Source organism: Roseovarius faecimaris, assembly GCF_009762325.1.
Lineage (GTDB): Bacteria > Pseudomonadota > Alphaproteobacteria > Rhodobacterales > Rhodobacteraceae > Roseovarius > Roseovarius faecimaris.
The window spans coordinates 488872-503733 of sequence record NZ_CP034348.1; the positions used below are offsets into that span (position 1 = coordinate 488872).

Consider the following 14862-nt stretch of genomic DNA (forward strand, 5'->3'; position numbering starts at 1 on the left):
GCGAATACCTCTGAATTTTAGAGGAATATGCAATATAATTTCTGTTTTTCCAAGGAATAGTCCTGTGGCAGGGTTTGACAGGATTCATGAGGAAGATGACCCGATGAGCGATGCCTCGCAGAAATCTCAGACGATACCTGGCTGGAACCACATCCCGGATGTGCCGATCCAGACCTCTCCGTTTTTCAGCTGGCCGCCGGACCCGGCGCGCATGGGCCGCTGGCTTGCGGTGCGCTGGCTCAGTTTCACCGAAAACCTGCTGATCCTTTCCGTTGCGCTTGTCACATACAGCTTCTTTCAGCCCGCGCTTGAGACAATGGCGAGCCTGCACTGGAGCTGGATCGCTGCCATCTGGGCGCGCAACATCGTGCTGATGAGCCTCGTCGCGGGCGGGCTGCACTGGTATTTCTACATGCGGCGCGGTCAGGGTGAGCGGCTGAAGTATGACAAACGGGCGCTGATGGTGAAGGGCCGCCAGTTCACCTTTGGCGGACAGGTGCGTGACAATATGTTCTGGACCCTGGCCAGCGGCGTGACCGTCTGGACCGCGTATGAGGTATTGATGTTCCACCTGATGGCGCGCGGGGCGATCCCTGTGCTCCTCCCGTCGGAGCATCCGGTCTGGTTTGTCCTCTGGTTCATCCTGACGCCGGTATGGCTGTCGTTTCATTTTTATTGGATCCACCGGATCCTGCACTGGGGTCCGCTTTACCGGTTGGCGCATGCGCTGCACCATCGCAACGTGAATGTCGGGCCCTGGTCCGGCATGTCGATGCATCCGGTGGAGCATATCGGTTTTCTATCGCCGGTGCTCATTCACCTCATCCTGCCTGCGCATCCGCTGCATATTCTTTTCATGATGCAACACCTGTGCCTGCGCGCCTCCACCTCTCACACGGGCTATGAGAAGCTCTTGTTCGGCGAACGCGCCGATCTGGCGTTGGGCACCTTTCATCACCAGATGCACCATCGCTATTTCGAGGTGAATTACGGCAATCTCGAAATGCCCTGGGACAAATGGTTTGGAACATTTCACGATGGCACCGCAGAGGCCCATGAACGCCTGAAAGAACGGCGCGGCAGGGCCGGTTAACGGCGCGGTTTGGCGCGTAGAGTGGGGTCGGCCTCGGTCGGGTCCTCGGGCCAGGGGTGTTTGGGATAACGCCCGCGCATGTCCTTGCGCACATCCGCATAAGAGCTGGCCCAGAATCCCGGCAGGTCGAGCGTGGTCTGCACCGGTCGCCCGGCCGGCGACAGAAGCGTGACGCGCAACGGCGTGCGGCCAACGCAGGGATGTGTTGTCTGGCCGAACATTTCCTGAAGGCGCAAGGAAATCTCGGGATGCTCGCCCGCATAATCGATCGGGATCTTTCGCCCCAGGGGCGTGGTGAAATGCGCGGGAGCGGCGGCGTCCAGCGCCTGCATCTCCTCCCAGCTCAGCCGCGCACGCAGGGCGTCGAGCATATCGAAACGCCGCCAGTCCTGCGCCGTCTTGATGTTCGGCAAATAGGGCAGGAGCCACTGCTCAGCGCTGTCCAGCAAGGCCGCCTCGGACATATCGGGCAATGCCCCGCCCGCGTTGCGCACCAGGGTCACACGGGCGGCGAAGCGGCGCGCGGCGTCTGACCAGTTGAGACCCAGATCACGCACCCCGTCGAGCATGGCGCGGGCGACATCTTCGCCCGGCGCGTCCTTCCAGATGCGATCGTCCAGCACCAGCGCCCCGAAACGCTCCTGTCTGCGGGCTTCCACACGGCGCTCGCGCTTGTCCCAGATACAAAGCTGTGTCCAGGCGATCTGGTCGGCATAAAGCCCGCGCAGCTCGGATTCGCTCAGGGCGATGGCCTGTCGAATGCGGGCTTCACGGCTGTCTCCATCCAGATCGGTGACCACGATCAGCCGGGTGGCGCAAAGCGGGTCGGCCTCGGGCAGCATCGCCCCTTTGCCCCCGGACAGAACATAGCGCGGCGCCTCTCCGGGACGGCGCAGTCCAACGCGATCAGGATAGGCCAGCGCGGCCATCTCGGCCGCACTCATCGCGCCCTTACGTGCGCGCCTCGTCTGTCCGGCAAGGCGGCGGGCCTCATCGCGGATGCGCCCGAGCGCGCCCCGGTTGGCAGGCCAGGGGTGGCGGTCGGCATAGGCGCGCGGATCCGCCAGCACCCCAAGGCGCAAAGTCAGATCCACCGGCGCGCCACGCGCAAGCGGATCGCGATCCGCCAAAAGGGCCGCGAGAGGGGCCGCATCCGGTCCGGCGAGGCTCAGCATATGCGCCAGGCGCGGATGTAGCGGCAGGGCGGCCAGTGACCGGCCATGCGCGGTGATCCGGTTTGTTTCATCAAGCGCACCGAGCATCCGCAGGAGGCTCTGCGCCTCCGCATAACTGCCCGGATTGGGCGGTGTCAGCAACGGCAACGCCTCGGGTGCGGCACCCCAGAGCGCCAGATCCAGCGCCAGCCCCGCCAGATCCGCCGCTTCAATCTCGGCGGGAGGATGCGCCGCGATAGCCCCCTCGGAAGCCCTTGTCCAGAGCCGGTAGCAAACGCCTTCGGCCAAGCGCCCAGCCCGGCCCGCGCGCTGGGTGGCCTCGGCCCGTGTCACGGCTTCGGTGACCAGCCGCGACATGCCGGAGCCGGGGTCGAACCGCGCCCGCCGCGCCTTGCCGCCATCGACCACCACGCGAATGTCCTGAATGGTCAGGGATGTCTCGGCGATCGCCGTGGCGAGCACGATCTTGCGCGCGTCGCTGTCGGGTTGGATCGCCGCCCGTTGCTCGGCAAAGGGCATCGCCCCATAGAGCGGGCGCAGGCGGCAGTCGCTTGGCAGGCGGTCGCGCAGGAGCGCCTCCGTCCGGCGAATCTCGCCTTCGCCCGGAAGGAATACGAGAATGCCGCCTTCGGTCTCAGCCGCCGCGCGGATCACCAGATCGGCGAGGGCCTGCTCAAAACGGCTGTCCCGGTGCAGTGGACGGTCGAGCCAGCGCATCTCTACCGGGTAACTGCGCCCCTGCGAAGTGACGACCGGGGCCTGCATCAGTTCGGCGACCGGAGCGGTGTCAAGCGTCGCCGACATGACGAGAAGGCGCAGATCGTCACGCAGCGCCCCGGCGATCTCAAGACACAGCGCGAGGCCAAGATCAGCATTCAGCGATCGTTCGTGAAACTCGTCGAAGATCACCGCACCAATGCCCGAAAGCTCCGGGTCTGACTGGATCATCCGGGTCAGAATACCTTCGGTCACCACCTCGATACGTGTCCCGGGGCCGGTCTTTGCCTCGCCCCGGATGCGATATCCTACCGTGTCGCCCACCGGTTCGCCCAGCGTGTGTGCCATCCGCTCGGCAGCGGCCCGTGCCGCCAGTCGGCGGGGCTCCAGCATCAGGATGCGCCCGTCCGTCTCATCTGCCTTCAGCATTTCCAAAGGCACGACCGTCGTCTTGCCCGCGCCCGGCGGGGCCTGCAGAACCGCACGACCCGCTTGGCGCAGTGTCTCGATCAGGTCCGGGATCACGTCATGGATTGGCAGGGTGTCCGTCATGCAAAGCGTTATCGGGCAGGCGCGCGCCTTTGACCAGCCTTGCGTGCCCCCGGCGGCCAATGTCCGAGGCGTCCCGGAACAGGGTGCCTGTTACGGAAGTTTGAGATGGCGTATTTGAGGAACGGTGAAAGCAGGGCAGGGGCGCAACGGCTCTGGACATTGGCGGTGTGGCCAAGGCATGTAGGCAGGCGCAGATCAAAGGACGGGTGGCGATGGATATCGAGCAGCTGAGCGAGCGAATTCTGGCGGGTGAGCGCCGGGCCCTGGCACGGGCGATCACGCTCATCGAAAGCAGCCGCGCCGACCACCGGGCGCAGGCGGCGGAGCTGCTTGAGCGCCTGAAGGGGGTCGGCCGACACGCCATTCGCATCGGGTTGAGCGGGACGCCCGGGGTCGGCAAATCCACCTTTATCGAAAGCTTTGGCTCGATGCTGACGGGGCAGGGTCTGCGCGTGGCTGTGCTGGCGGTAGACCCGAGTTCGGCCCGTTCGGGCGGGTCGATCCTGGGCGACAAGACCCGGATGGACCGGTTGAGCCGAGATCCGAACGCCTTCATTCGGCCCTCTCCGAGCCAGTCGCATCTGGGCGGCGTTGCCCGGCGCTCGCGCGAGGCGGTGGCCCTGTGCGAAGCTGCGGGATTTGACGTGGTGCTGATCGAAACGGTGGGTGTGGGCCAGTCCGAAACCGTGGTGGCCGAGATGTCGGACCTCTTCATTCTGCTGCTCGCGCCCGCGGGCGGCGATGAATTGCAGGGGGTCAAGCGCGGCATCATGGAGATGGCCGATATCATCCTGGTCAACAAGGCGGATGGAGACCTCAAGGCGGCGGCAACGCGGACCTGCGCGGATTATGCCGGCGCGTTGAGGCTGTTGCGCAAGCGGCCGCAGGATCCCGAAGGTTTCCCCAAGGCGATGACGGTCTCGGCGCTGGAAGAAGACGGCTTGCAGCGGGCCTGGGACGAGATGCAGGCGCTTGTCGGCTGGCGGCGTGAGGCCGGGTTTTTCGATGGGCGACGCGCAGACCAGGCGCGCTATTGGTTCGAGCAGGAGCTGCGCCAGGCTTTGCTGGCGAAGCTGGAAACACCGGAAGCCAAGGCCGAAATGGCGCGGCTCGGGGAGGCGGTGGCCAGCGGCGAGGCAACCCCGGCTGTGGCGGCGCGGCAACTCCTGAGTGGGCTGGGTCTCGAAGACGGGTGACAGGTTGATCCGGTCGCGCTATCAGAAACGTACTCAGTGACGGAGGGAACACATATGTTTTACGGGATCTGGCACCCAGCCATCTAAGGCAGCAGGCCCCGTATGGGCGGCTGTCTTACACACAGCTCACGCCCTTAATATGTCTCCCAGTTTTCCGCCCGAAAGGCGACCGTCATGTATAAATTCTTTGAAAACCTGATCAATCCGTTTGCGCGTTTCCCTGAGGAGACGCCCCCTCGCACGCTCTGGGCCTATCTCAAGACGCAGTATGGCCCGTTCCGCAAATACATGGGGTTCATGGCGCTGAGCGGGATCATCGTGGCGCTGATGGAAACGGGGCTGATCTTCTATTCGGGCCGGGTGATTGACCTTCTGGCGGCAAACTCGCCTGACACCCTGATCGCCCGTCACGGGCTGGAGCTTCTGATCGCGGCACTGCTGATCCTGTTTCTGCGCCCGGCGCTGATCGGCCTTAACCACCTGCTGCTGGAGCAGACGCTCGCTTCCAACATGCAGGAGCAGGTGCGCTGGCGGGCGCATAAACACCTGTTGGGGCAATCCTCGGGCTTTTTCCAGAACGAGTTCGCGGGACGGCTGACCAACCGGGTGATGCAACTGGGCGAAGCGGTGGAAGACAGCACCTACATGGCCTTCGAGGGGATCTGGTACTCGATCACCTACGTGCTGGGCGCGGCGGTCATTCTGGCCGGGGTGCATCCGATCCTGGCGCTGCCTCTGCTGGGCTGGGTGGTTCTTTATGCCATTTACACGCGCTATATTGCACGGCGCGTCGGCGTGGCGAGCGAGAAGTGGTCCGATGCGCGTTCGATGGTGACGGCGCGCGTGGTCGACGCTTATTCGAATATCGAGACGATCAAGCTTTTTGCCGATGAGGGCACCGAGGAGGGCTATGTGCTGTCCGCGATGAAACGCCTGCGGCTGCGCTACCAGCGTTTTCTGCGGCTGATGACCGAGCTGAACTTCGGGCTCAACATCATCAACGGCGTGCTGATCCTGAGCATGATGGTTCCGGCGATCTGGCTCTGGTCGCAGGGTGTGGTGAGCGTGGGCGAGGTGGCCGCGGCCTCGGCGCTGACCATCCGTCTGAACGGCATGTCGGGCTGGATCATGTGGGTCACGATCCGGCTTTTCGAACATGCCGGTGTGATCCGCGAGGCCCTGCGGTCTGTGGCGACACCGCATGACGTGGTCGATGCCGAAGATGCCAGGCGGCTGGAGGTGACAGACGCGCGGATCGAGTTTCGCGGTATAACGCACCATTACGGGCGAGGGCGCGGCGGGTTGGACAATGTGTCATTGACCATCGAGCCCGGTCAGAAGGTCGGTCTCGTCGGGCGCTCGGGGGCGGGCAAATCGAGCCTCGTCAACCTGCTTCTGAGGTTCCGCGATGCCGAAGCGGGGCAAATTCTGATCGACGGTCAGGATGTCGCCCGTGTCACGCAAACCTCGCTGCGTCAGGCGATTGGAATGGTCAGTCAGGACAGCTCTCTCCTACACCGGTCGATCCGGGCCAATATCCTCTATGGCCGGGCGGAGGCGGATGAGGCGGCGATGGTCGAGGCGGCGCGCCGGGCCGAGGCGCATGAGTTCATCCTGGATCTGGAGGACAGCGCGGGGCGCCGGGGCTATGCCGCCCATGTGGGCGAGCGCGGCGTGAAGCTCTCGGGCGGGCAACGGCAGCGGGTCTCGATTGCGCGGGTGATCCTTAAGGACGCGCCGATCCTGGTGCTGGACGAGGCCACCTCGGCGCTCGACAGCGAGGTAGAGGCGGCGATCCAAGACACGCTGTTCGGTCTGATGGAAGGCAAGACGGTGATCGCCATTGCCCACCGGCTGAGCACGATTGCGCAGATGGACCGGATCGTGGTGATGGATCAGGGACGGATCGTGGAGGACGGCCCGCACGAGGCGTTGCTGGCGCATGAGGGCGTCTATGCCAGTCTCTGGGCGCGGCAATCGGGCGGGTTTCTGGGGGATGACGTGGCGGACGGTGCGTGAGATCACGCACCCTACAAACCTGATCCGTAGGGTGCGTGGTTCCACGCACCTGCGTCAGAACCGATCGAGCAGTCGGCGCAGGTAATTGCGTTCCACTTCAGGGCGCTCGCCTTCGCCCGAACGGCGGCGGATTTCGTCAAGCAACTCGCGCGCGCGGCGATACACATCCTCGCCCTGCAACAGCTCGTCCTGTGTGCCGACCTGCCCGCCCCGGCCCGGGATACGGCCCAGCGGGTCGGATTGCTGATCACCGAACTGGCCCAGGGCCTGCCCTTGTCCGCCTTGCGTCTCGTTGTTTTCCGCGAGTGCCTCGCCCAGGTTTCGCATCCCCTCGCGCAGGGCTTCCATCGCCTCGGATTGCCGGTCGATCGCCTCGGCCATATCATTGCCGCGCAGCGCCTCCTCGGCGCCGTCCATCGCCCGGCCGGCCCGGTCGAGCGCGTCACGCGCCGCCTCTCCGGCTTCCGAGCCGCCGCCAGGCAGGGAATCGCGTTGGGCATCCAGACGGCGCCGTAAAGCTTCCTGACGATCCGCGAGGCTACCTTCGCTATCTCCGGCCAGCGGGTCGCCGCGCCCGCCGCGCTGCTGACCTTCGCCTTCCCCTTGCCCGTCGAGCCCTTCATGCTGCTGGCCCTGACCCTGTCCGCCGCTGCGGCCCTGATTGCCCTGGCTTTCTCCTGCCTGCGCATTGGGATTGAACTGTTCCTGCAGGTCGCGGAAGGCCTGGTCCGACAGCCCCTGCTGATCGCGCAGCGTTTCCGCCAGCCCCTCCATCGCCTGCTGGCCGGGGCTTTCGCCGCCCTGGCCCTGCTGACCTTCGGTCACGCGCAGGTTTTCCATCATCTCCTGGAACTCTTCCAGCGCCTGCTGGGCCTCGGCCATGCGACCCTGTTCCATGAGCTCCTGAATGCGGTCCATCATGTCCTGCAGATCCTGACTGTCCATGCGCATCATGTTCTCAGTCAGCTCGCGATTGTCTGGCTCATCGGTCTCGCGCTGGGCCTGCTGGGATTTCTGCCGCAGGTAATCCTGCGTGGCATCGCGCAGTTCCTGCATCAGCTGGGCGATCTCCTCGTCGGTGGCTCCTCGCTTGATGGCTTCGCTCAGCCGCTCCTGCGCCTCGCGCATGCGCTCCAGCGCATCGCCGATATCACCGTCTTCCAGCAGCACGGCAAGATCCCACAGCGCCTCGGCGATCTCGGCCTGTGTTTCATCTGCCAGGCTGCCATGGCTCACCAGCGTATCCAGCCGCCGCATGATCACCCGCAGCTTGAGATAGGCCGTGTCAGACCGGAACAGCCCCGGCTCGGGCGCATGGCTGATGGCGCGCAGCATCTGCACCACCCGCCTGCCGTTGGATTTGGTCCAGAGCAGATCGCGGCGCTGCTCGATGATCGAGGCCGCCACCGGGTCGAAAAACCTACGGGCGGGCAGTTTCATCGACTCTGGCGCGCTTTGCCCCAACTGTCCGGCATCGTCGGACACCTCCAGCGTCAGCATCACCGGCAGGTGCGCCCAGGCGTGCTGCGACAGGTTCTCGATGAGCGTTTCAACGAATTCAGACCGGTCGCCCGCCACCGGCATCGGCAGGGTCAGCTCGATCGGGTCGCGCGGGTCGGGATCCGCCGAAAGCCCATAGCGACGGTCCACGGCACCCAGATCAAGGGTGAACCGCGCAGTGCCGCCGGTGACGCCATAGTCATCCTCGGCGCGGAAGGGCTGACTCATCTGACCGTCAAAGGTGGTCTTCATCCCATCGCTGAGGATTTCCGCAGTGGGGGCAGCGTCAGGCAGGGCTGTGACCTGCCAGCTCTCGCCATTCGGCCCGTCAATGCGCATTTCGCCATCCCGGGTGATGTCAAAGCTCTGATCCGGGTCCGTGGCCGCACCCACATCTTCGGTCCGGCCCGAGACGGTTTCGGACAGGCTGAGCGCGCCGACCTGACCATAAAAGCGCAGGGTGACGCGACTGCCGACAGGCGCTTCGATGGTCCCGTCAAGATCATTGAGATAAAGGCTTGGACGACCGGTATAGGCGGGCGGTTCGATCCAGCCTTCCCAGGTAGCTGTATCGGCAAGCGCCGCGCCGCTGCCGCCCGGCCCCATCTCGGTCACCGACCCCACGCGCCAGACCGATCCGAACATCAACGCGACCAGCAATCCCAGCAGAGCCACATAGCGCAGGCCGAATACGTCCTTGCGCGACAGCTTCAGATCGGGCTCGACCGCGCGCGCCTCGGCGGCTTTGCGTTCCATCCGTGCCAGATGCGCCCGCCAGAGCGCACGCGATGCGTGGTCCCCCGCGCCGATCACCTGCCGGTCCGATAGCGCGGTAAGCGGATGCCCCGGCAGCGCCGCATCGAGCCGTGCCAGCGCTTCGGCGCGTCTGGGCCACCGGAACTTCAGCAATCCTTGCCCGGCGAAGACGGCAAACAAAACAACGACCGCCACCAACAGCGCCCAGACGATATCGACCGGCACCATCTCGTGCAGGCCCAGCATCAGCACCCCGGCGACCGCTGCGCACAACGTCCAGAGCGGCCAGAAGGCATGCACCAGCCGCTCGGCGATCATCCCGGCCCAGGTCAGGGTCAGCGGAACGCGCAGACGCGTCAGAAGTGGGCCAAGGGATGTGGGCTCGATTGCCATGCACCGTTCCTGTCTGAGGCCCGGTTGGCGGAACTGCCTAGAGCCACGCAGGGATGGTATCGCGATTTATGATCTCGTCAAAGGTCGGACGCGCGCGAATGACGGCAAATTGATGCTCATTCACCAGAACCTCGGGGATGAGCGGGCGGGTATTGTACTCGCTCGACATCACGGCGCCATAGGCCCCGGCGCTGCGAAAGGCGACCAGATCGCCCTCGGCCAGCGGCGGCATCAGGCGCTGCTTGGCAAAAGTGTCGCCCGATTCGCAGACCGGTCCGACGATATCGAAGGGCTGTTGTTCGACACCGGCCGCGGGTTCCATCACCGGGATGATATCATGATGCGCATCATACATGGCCGGGCGGATCAGATCATTCATCGCACCGTCCAGGATCAGAAAATCACGCCCCTCACCCGACTTCACATAGATCACACGGCTGACCATGATGCCCGCGTTTCCGGCCACCAGGCGGCCTGGCTCGATCTCGATCTCACAGCCCAGATGGCCCAGCTCCTCGCGAATGAGCGCACCATATTCGGTCGGCAGGGGTGGGGCCTCGTTGGACCGGGTATAGGGAATCCCCAGCCCCCCGCCCAGATCGAGACGGCGAATGTCATGCCCTTCGGCGCGTAGCATTTCCGTCACCTCGGCCACCTTTCGATAGGCCTGGGCGTATGGCTCAAGCTCGGTGATCTGGCTGCCGATATGCACGTCGATGCCGACCACATCCAGCCCCGGAAGCGAGGCGGCCAGAGCATAGACCTCTTTGGCGCGGGAGATCGGAATGCCAAACTTGTTTTCCGATTTGCCCGTGGCAATCTTGGCATGGGTCTTGGCGTCCACGTCGGGGTTCACGCGGATGGTGATCGGGGCCTTGGTGCCCATCTCGGAGGCCACGGCGCTGAGTGCCGCCATCTCTGGCTCGCTCTCCACGTTGAACTGGCGGATGCCACCGGCGAGGGCCGCCTGCATTTCCTCGCGGGTCTTGCCCACGCCCGAAAAGACGATCCGGTCGCCCGGCACACCAGCGGCGCGGGCGCGTGCATATTCCCCGCCCGAAACCACGTCCATGCCCGCACCCAGGGCGGCCAGCGTCTTGAGAATCGCCTGATTGGACGCGGCTTTCATCGCGTAGCAAACGAGGTGATCCATGCCCTGAAGGGCCTCGTCAAAGAGCCGGTAATGGCGAGTCAGCGTCGCGGTGGAATAACAATAAAACGGCGTGCCCACCTCCGCCGCGATCTCGGCGATGGGGACGTCTTCGGCGTGAAGCTGGCCGTCTTTGTAAAGAAAATGATCCATGAAACGCCCTTACGGCGAACACCCCGGAGGATCAATCCCAAATGGCGTCTGTCATCATGAGGGAGAGCGCCCTTGCACAACCGTTCTGATCGGCGTTCCAAAGATTTCGGCATCGGGAGCGAAACCATCCCTCAGCATGCCTGTGCTGGCATCCATCCCGCTTGTTGGCAGGTCTCCGTCATCGCTTTGGGTGGGAGGAAATCCAAAGCAGTCAGAAGAGGTGCCGGAACGCGCGGCTCTTGCGGCCAATCATGACATTCAGCACCGAACCGCCCCCATCCCATCCCAGCTCCGTATTCTGGGCAGGAAATGGCCGAGTGTCAGCCGGTTCGCAGACGCAGGAAAAGATAGAGCGGGAGGCCACAGCTGACGCCAATGCAAAACGTTGCAGGAATGGCCAGAAGCCGCAGCCAGTCGCGTTCCCGCACTGTCTCCCAGATCACCCAGACGGTCAGGGCCACGGCGGCAATGGTCAGATCCCAAACCAGCCCGCTGCTGGCCGGGTTTACATGCCAGGCATCCACCATGCCCATCAGGTCAAACCCGTTTGTCCCGAACCATTGCAGGAAGTAATACATCGGATGGATGGCGCCCCAGACCGCCAGTGCCAGAAACAGCCAGCGCATTCAGAGCCCCAGTGTCAGCGACACATTGCCCGAGCTTGCCGTCACCGAAGTCGCTGTGCTGACATCGCCGCTGCTGTTGATGCCGATTGTGGTGTTCACAGTGGGCCGCTCCGGTTCCCCATCAGCGCCGCAAGCGGCCAGAAGGGCCAGGACCGCAAGAGCAGGCAGGTGTTTCATCCCAACATCTCCTTCCACCGGGCGATCTGCGCCCGCACCTGTACGGGGGCCGTGCCGCCATAGCTGGTGCGTGAGGCGACGGAATTCTCGACCCCCAGCACATCAAAGATAGTGCGATCAATGCCGTTATGCACCTCTTGCATCTGCTCAAGGGTCAGATCGGGCAAATCACAGCCCTGTTTCTCGGCCAGGGCGACAAGCGTGCCTGTTACGTGATGCGCCTCGCGGAAGGGTAGGCCAAGCACCCGCACCAGCCAGTCGGCGAGGTCCGTCGCCGTGGAAAAGCCCGAGCCCGCCGCCGCGGCCAAAGCCTCGCGGTTCGCGGACATGTCGCGCACCATCCCGTCCATCGCCGCCAGCGCCAGCATCAGGTTGTCGGCGGCGTCGAACACCTGTTCCTTGTCTTCCTGCATGTCCTTGGAATAGGTCAGAGGCAGCCCCTTCATCACCGTCATCAGCGCCACATTGGCCCCGAAGATACGCCCGATCTTGGCGCGGATCAGTTCGGCGGCGTCCGGGTTCTTCTTCTGCGGCATGATCGAGGATCCGGTGGAAAACCGGTCGGACAGGGTGACAAAGCGGAACTGGGCCGAGGACCAGATCACCAGCTCTTCGGCAAAACGGCTGAGATGCATGGCACAGATGCTGGCTGCGCTGAGAAACTCCAGCGCGAAATCGCGGTCGCTGACCGCATCGAGGCTGTTGGCGGAGGGCCGGTCAAAGCCCAGCTCTCGCGCGGTCATCTCCCGGTCGATGGGAAAGGACGTGCCCGCCAGTGCCGCAGCCCCCAGGGGGCATTCGTTCATCCGCGCTCGGGCGTCGCGCACTCGGCTGAGGTCGCGCCCGAACATCTCGACATAGGCCATCATGTGATGCCCCCAGGTAACCGGCTGCGCGGTCTGCAGATGAGTGAAGCCAGGCATGACCCAATCGGCGCCGGCCTCGGCCTGCGCCAGAAGGGCCCGCATCAAAGAACGCAACGCGCCCTCGGTCGCATCCAGTTGATCACGCACCCAAAGCTTGAAGTCGGTGGCCACCTGGTCATTCCGCGACCGGCCCGTATGCAGACGCCCCGCAGGTTCTCCGATCAACTCTTTCAGGCGCGCCTCGACGTTCATGTGGATATCTTCCAGCGCCGTGGAAAACGCAAATTCACCGCGTTCGATCTCTGACAAGACCGTGAGGAGGCCTTCCCTCATCGCCTCGGCGTCACTATCACTGACAATGCCCGTGGCCGCCAACATGGCGGCATGGGCTCTGGAGCCGACGATGTCCTGCGCCGCCAGCCGCTTGTCAAACCCGATCGAGGCGTTAATTGCCTCCATGATCGCGTCAGGCCCGGCGGCAAAGCGGCCGCCCCACATCTGGTTCGAGGTTTTGTTGCTCATGGTCCGGCCCTTGAAGGAGGGAAAATGAAAAAGCTGTCGCTCGTCCTTTATATGGCCCTCGGGCTTTGTGCAAACGCCGCCCTCGCCGATATGTCGGACGTGGCCGCCCTGCGCGAGGGGGACATGAAAAAGCTGGTGCTTCACGACGCGCCCAAAGCCTCCGGCACCGCCGCCTTCACCGGCGCGGATGGCAGCGAGATGACGCTGGCCGACTATCAGGGCAAGCATATCCTGCTGAACTTCTGGGCCACATGGTGCGCGCCTTGCCGCAAGGAAATGCCGATGCTGTCCGAATTGCAGGCCGAACTGGGCGGCGACGCGTTCGAGGTGGTGACGTTGGCCACGGGCCGAAACGCCCCCCAGGCAATGAAAAAGTTTTTTGACGAGATCGGCGTCGACAACCTGCCACTGCATCGCGACCCCAAACAGCAGGTCGCCCGCCAGATGGGGGTGTTCGGCCTTCCGGTCACGGTGATCCTGGACCCCGACGGTCAAGAGATCGCGCGGCTCACGGGCGATGCCGACTGGAGCTCGGACAGCGCCAAGGCCATTCTCGCCGCCCTGATTGGCGGCGAGGGCTAGGGCAGGGTTCAGATCGATCAGCGTGAGCTGTTCTCGGGCGATGTCACATCCGGCAGGGTCGGCAGGTCTATCAGGTTTTTTGTCGGCGCCTCCGCAGGCCCGACAGGTTCAAGGGCGTCGGCATCTGGCCAGAAGGTCGGCACGTCCGGGAATGACGAGACAGCCCAGATCGGGCTGGCGAGTGTGCCGCTGAGGGCGATGATCGCGATGGTGCGGAAAAGTGTGGGGTGCATGGGAAACTCCATTTTGGCTGTGATGTGCCAAAGATGGAGATCAGAGTTCGCCCGCGCGCGCCGATTTCGAAATCAGCCCTTATAGTTCGGAATCAACGCGATTTAAGCAGGAATCGACCGGTCATCCGATACCATGCGCCGGAAATCGCGCGGTGAGGTGCCGGTCATTGCGCGGAACGCTTTGTTGAAAGGCCCCAGTGACGCAAAGCCCACATCATAGGCGATCTCCAGTATCGTCTTCTGCGCGTTCTCTGGCGCGCTCAGGGCCGCCTTCGCCGCGGCAATACGGTATCCATTCACGAAGGCCGGGAAATTGCGATAGCCCAGATCGCGGTTGATCGCGTGGCGCAGCCGGTGTTCGGGAACACCGAGTTCCTCCGCCATCTCGCCAATGGTCAGCCCTTCGCGGCGCCAGAGCTCGCCCTGCATGGCGGTATCGATCTGTTCTAAAAGATATGTGTCCACCAGGTCCACCGGCTCGGGGGTGTGGCGTGGGCGCGGGGCGCTCTCTTCTGTCCACAGGCTGCCACCGGGGCGCAGCGCCCAATAAGCAAAGACGATTTCAAAGATCAAAAGCGCAAGCGCCATGACTGTCGGTGCCCAAAAGGGCTGATCGTCGAAGGAATAGACGGTGTAGAAGACGGTCTTGAGCACGCCGAAGGCGCACACGAAGCCGATGAACACCACGCGAAAACTGCGCCGGTTCTCCATCAGGTCGCCCTTGGCCGAGCGCAAGACCACCAGAAGCAGGGCCAGGAAAAGCACAATGGACAGCACCAGATGCGCTGTGCCGACTCCATTGGGCACAAAGCACAGGGCGGTGATCACCCCCGCCAGAAGATAAAGCGGGCCGCCCACGTCGCGCCGTTCTTGCCCGTCAAGAAAGATTTCCAGCACGAACCACGTGAGGGCGGGCCACATGAAATGCGAAAGAAAGAGCGCCGGATCGATCGCCTCGGGCGCCCAGGCCGCGCTGATCCCCTGTTCCCTGGTCAGCATCCCCGTCAGAGCCAGGGACAACGCACCCAAAGGCAGCGATTTGCGCCGCGTTCGCGCATTCGACACCAGAATGGCGAAGGTCAGAACAGAAATTCCGATCACACCCCCGCGGATCATCAGGTCAATATCTGCCAGCATGTCACGCTCCTCTCG

General features: G+C 63.9%; 12 protein-coding genes. 4 read left to right on the forward strand and 8 right to left on the reverse strand.

From position 1 onward, the window contains the following. The first annotated feature begins 103 nt into the window (after positions 1 to 103). Positions 104 to 1093: a sterol desaturase family protein gene (locus EI983_RS02705; protein ID WP_157705747.1), complete on the forward strand. Its 990-nt coding sequence runs from the start codon at positions 104 to 106 to the stop codon at positions 1091 to 1093. Here the strand turns inward: EI983_RS02705 and hrpB are convergent. Further along, a complete protein-coding gene (gene hrpB, locus EI983_RS02710; RefSeq protein WP_157705748.1) occupies positions 1090 to 3537 on the reverse strand; it encodes an ATP-dependent helicase HrpB in 2448 nt (815 codons plus the stop codon). The two genes, EI983_RS02705 and hrpB, sit on opposite strands and share 4 nt — an antisense overlap. 212 nt (positions 3538 to 3749) lie before the next feature. Between hrpB and meaB the strand changes: the two genes are divergently transcribed. Together meaB and EI983_RS02720 are read left to right on the forward strand one after the other, a co-directional pair. After that, the gene (gene meaB / locus EI983_RS02715) at positions 3750 to 4733 is read left to right on the forward strand and encodes a methylmalonyl Co-A mutase-associated GTPase MeaB (protein WP_157705749.1); all 984 of its coding nucleotides are present in this window, start codon (positions 3750 to 3752) and stop codon (positions 4731 to 4733) included. Between the two features lie 174 nt (positions 4734 to 4907). Then, positions 4908 to 6752 (forward strand): ABC transporter ATP-binding protein, encoded by a 1845-nt coding sequence (locus tag EI983_RS02720; RefSeq protein ID WP_157705750.1) that lies wholly within the window; start codon positions 4908 to 4910, stop codon positions 6750 to 6752. Positions 6753 to 6806: 54 nt separating this feature from the next. Here the strand turns inward: EI983_RS02720 and EI983_RS02725 are convergent, their stop codons facing one another. The 5 genes from EI983_RS02725 to argH all read right to left on the reverse strand — a co-directional run bounded on the left by EI983_RS02725 (position 6807) and on the right by argH (position 12895). Next, positions 6807 to 9401 carry a TIGR02302 family protein gene (locus EI983_RS02725; RefSeq protein WP_157705751.1) on the reverse strand — a complete coding sequence of 865 codons (2595 nt, stop codon included), beginning with the start codon at positions 9399 to 9401 and terminating at the stop codon, positions 6807 to 6809. Positions 9402 to 9438: 37 nt separating this feature from the next. Continuing rightward, on the reverse strand, positions 9439 to 10704 hold the full coding sequence (gene lysA, locus EI983_RS02730) for a diaminopimelate decarboxylase (protein ID WP_157705752.1): 1266 nt from the start codon (positions 10702 to 10704) through the stop codon (positions 9439 to 9441). A 320-nt stretch (positions 10705 to 11024) separates the two neighbouring features. Beyond that, positions 11025 to 11330, reverse strand: coding sequence for a DUF2834 domain-containing protein (locus EI983_RS02735; RefSeq protein WP_157705753.1), 306 nt, complete (start codon positions 11328 to 11330; stop codon positions 11025 to 11027). After that, positions 11331 to 11507 (reverse strand): hypothetical protein, encoded by a 177-nt coding sequence (locus EI983_RS19185; RefSeq protein ID WP_198389364.1) that lies wholly within the window; start codon positions 11505 to 11507, stop codon positions 11331 to 11333. It abuts the gene before it with no gap. After that, positions 11504 to 12895: an argininosuccinate lyase gene (gene argH / locus EI983_RS02740; protein ID WP_157705754.1), complete on the reverse strand. Its 1392-nt coding sequence runs from the start codon at positions 12893 to 12895 to the stop codon at positions 11504 to 11506. Before argH ends, EI983_RS19185 begins: the two co-directional genes overlap by 4 nt. Positions 12896 to 12919: 24 nt before the next feature. On the opposite strand from argH, the gene EI983_RS02745 reads away from it, so the two are divergent. Beyond that, complete coding sequence (locus EI983_RS02745) at positions 12920 to 13477, forward strand: TlpA family protein disulfide reductase (RefSeq protein ID WP_157705755.1); 558 nt, start codon at positions 12920 to 12922, stop codon at positions 13475 to 13477. A gap of 17 nt (positions 13478 to 13494) precedes the next feature. Here EI983_RS02745 and EI983_RS02750 read toward each other — a convergent pair whose 3' ends face one another. Then, a complete protein-coding gene (locus EI983_RS02750) occupies positions 13495 to 13710 on the reverse strand; it encodes a hypothetical protein (protein ID WP_157705756.1) in 216 nt (71 codons plus the stop codon). Between the two features lie 102 nt (positions 13711 to 13812). Then, entirely contained in the window at positions 13813 to 14847 is a 1035-nt protein-coding gene (locus tag EI983_RS02755; protein WP_157705757.1) for an AraC family transcriptional regulator, read from the reverse strand. Positions 14848 to 14862: the final 15 nt, after the last annotated feature.

Bases quoted from the DNA above. Each gene is read 5' to 3' on its own strand.
- EI983_RS02705 (WP_157705747.1), top strand. From the start codon at position 104: ATGAGCGATGCCTCGCAGAAATCTCAGACGATACCTGGCTGGAACCAC.
- hrpB (WP_157705748.1), bottom strand. From the start codon at position 3,537: ATGACGGACACCCTGCCAATCCATGACGTGATCCCGGACCTGATCGAG.
- meaB (WP_157705749.1), top strand. From the start codon at position 3,750: ATGGATATCGAGCAGCTGAGCGAGCGAATTCTGGCGGGTGAGCGCCGG.
- EI983_RS02720 (WP_157705750.1), top strand. From the start codon at position 4,908: ATGTATAAATTCTTTGAAAACCTGATCAATCCGTTTGCGCGTTTCCCT.
- EI983_RS02725 (WP_157705751.1), bottom strand. From the start codon at position 9,401: ATGGCAATCGAGCCCACATCCCTTGGCCCACTTCTGACGCGTCTGCGC.
- lysA (WP_157705752.1), bottom strand. From the start codon at position 10,704: ATGGATCATTTTCTTTACAAAGACGGCCAGCTTCACGCCGAAGACGTC.
- EI983_RS02735 (WP_157705753.1), bottom strand. From the start codon at position 11,330: ATGCGCTGGCTGTTTCTGGCACTGGCGGTCTGGGGCGCCATCCATCCG.
- EI983_RS19185 (WP_198389364.1), bottom strand. From the start codon at position 11,507: ATGAAACACCTGCCTGCTCTTGCGGTCCTGGCCCTTCTGGCCGCTTGC.
- argH (WP_157705754.1), bottom strand. From the start codon at position 12,895: ATGAGCAACAAAACCTCGAACCAGATGTGGGGCGGCCGCTTTGCCGCC.
- EI983_RS02745 (WP_157705755.1), top strand. From the start codon at position 12,920: ATGAAAAAGCTGTCGCTCGTCCTTTATATGGCCCTCGGGCTTTGTGCA.
- EI983_RS02750 (WP_157705756.1), bottom strand. From the start codon at position 13,710: ATGCACCCCACACTTTTCCGCACCATCGCGATCATCGCCCTCAGCGGC.
- EI983_RS02755 (WP_157705757.1), bottom strand. From the start codon at position 14,847: ATGCTGGCAGATATTGACCTGATGATCCGCGGGGGTGTGATCGGAATT.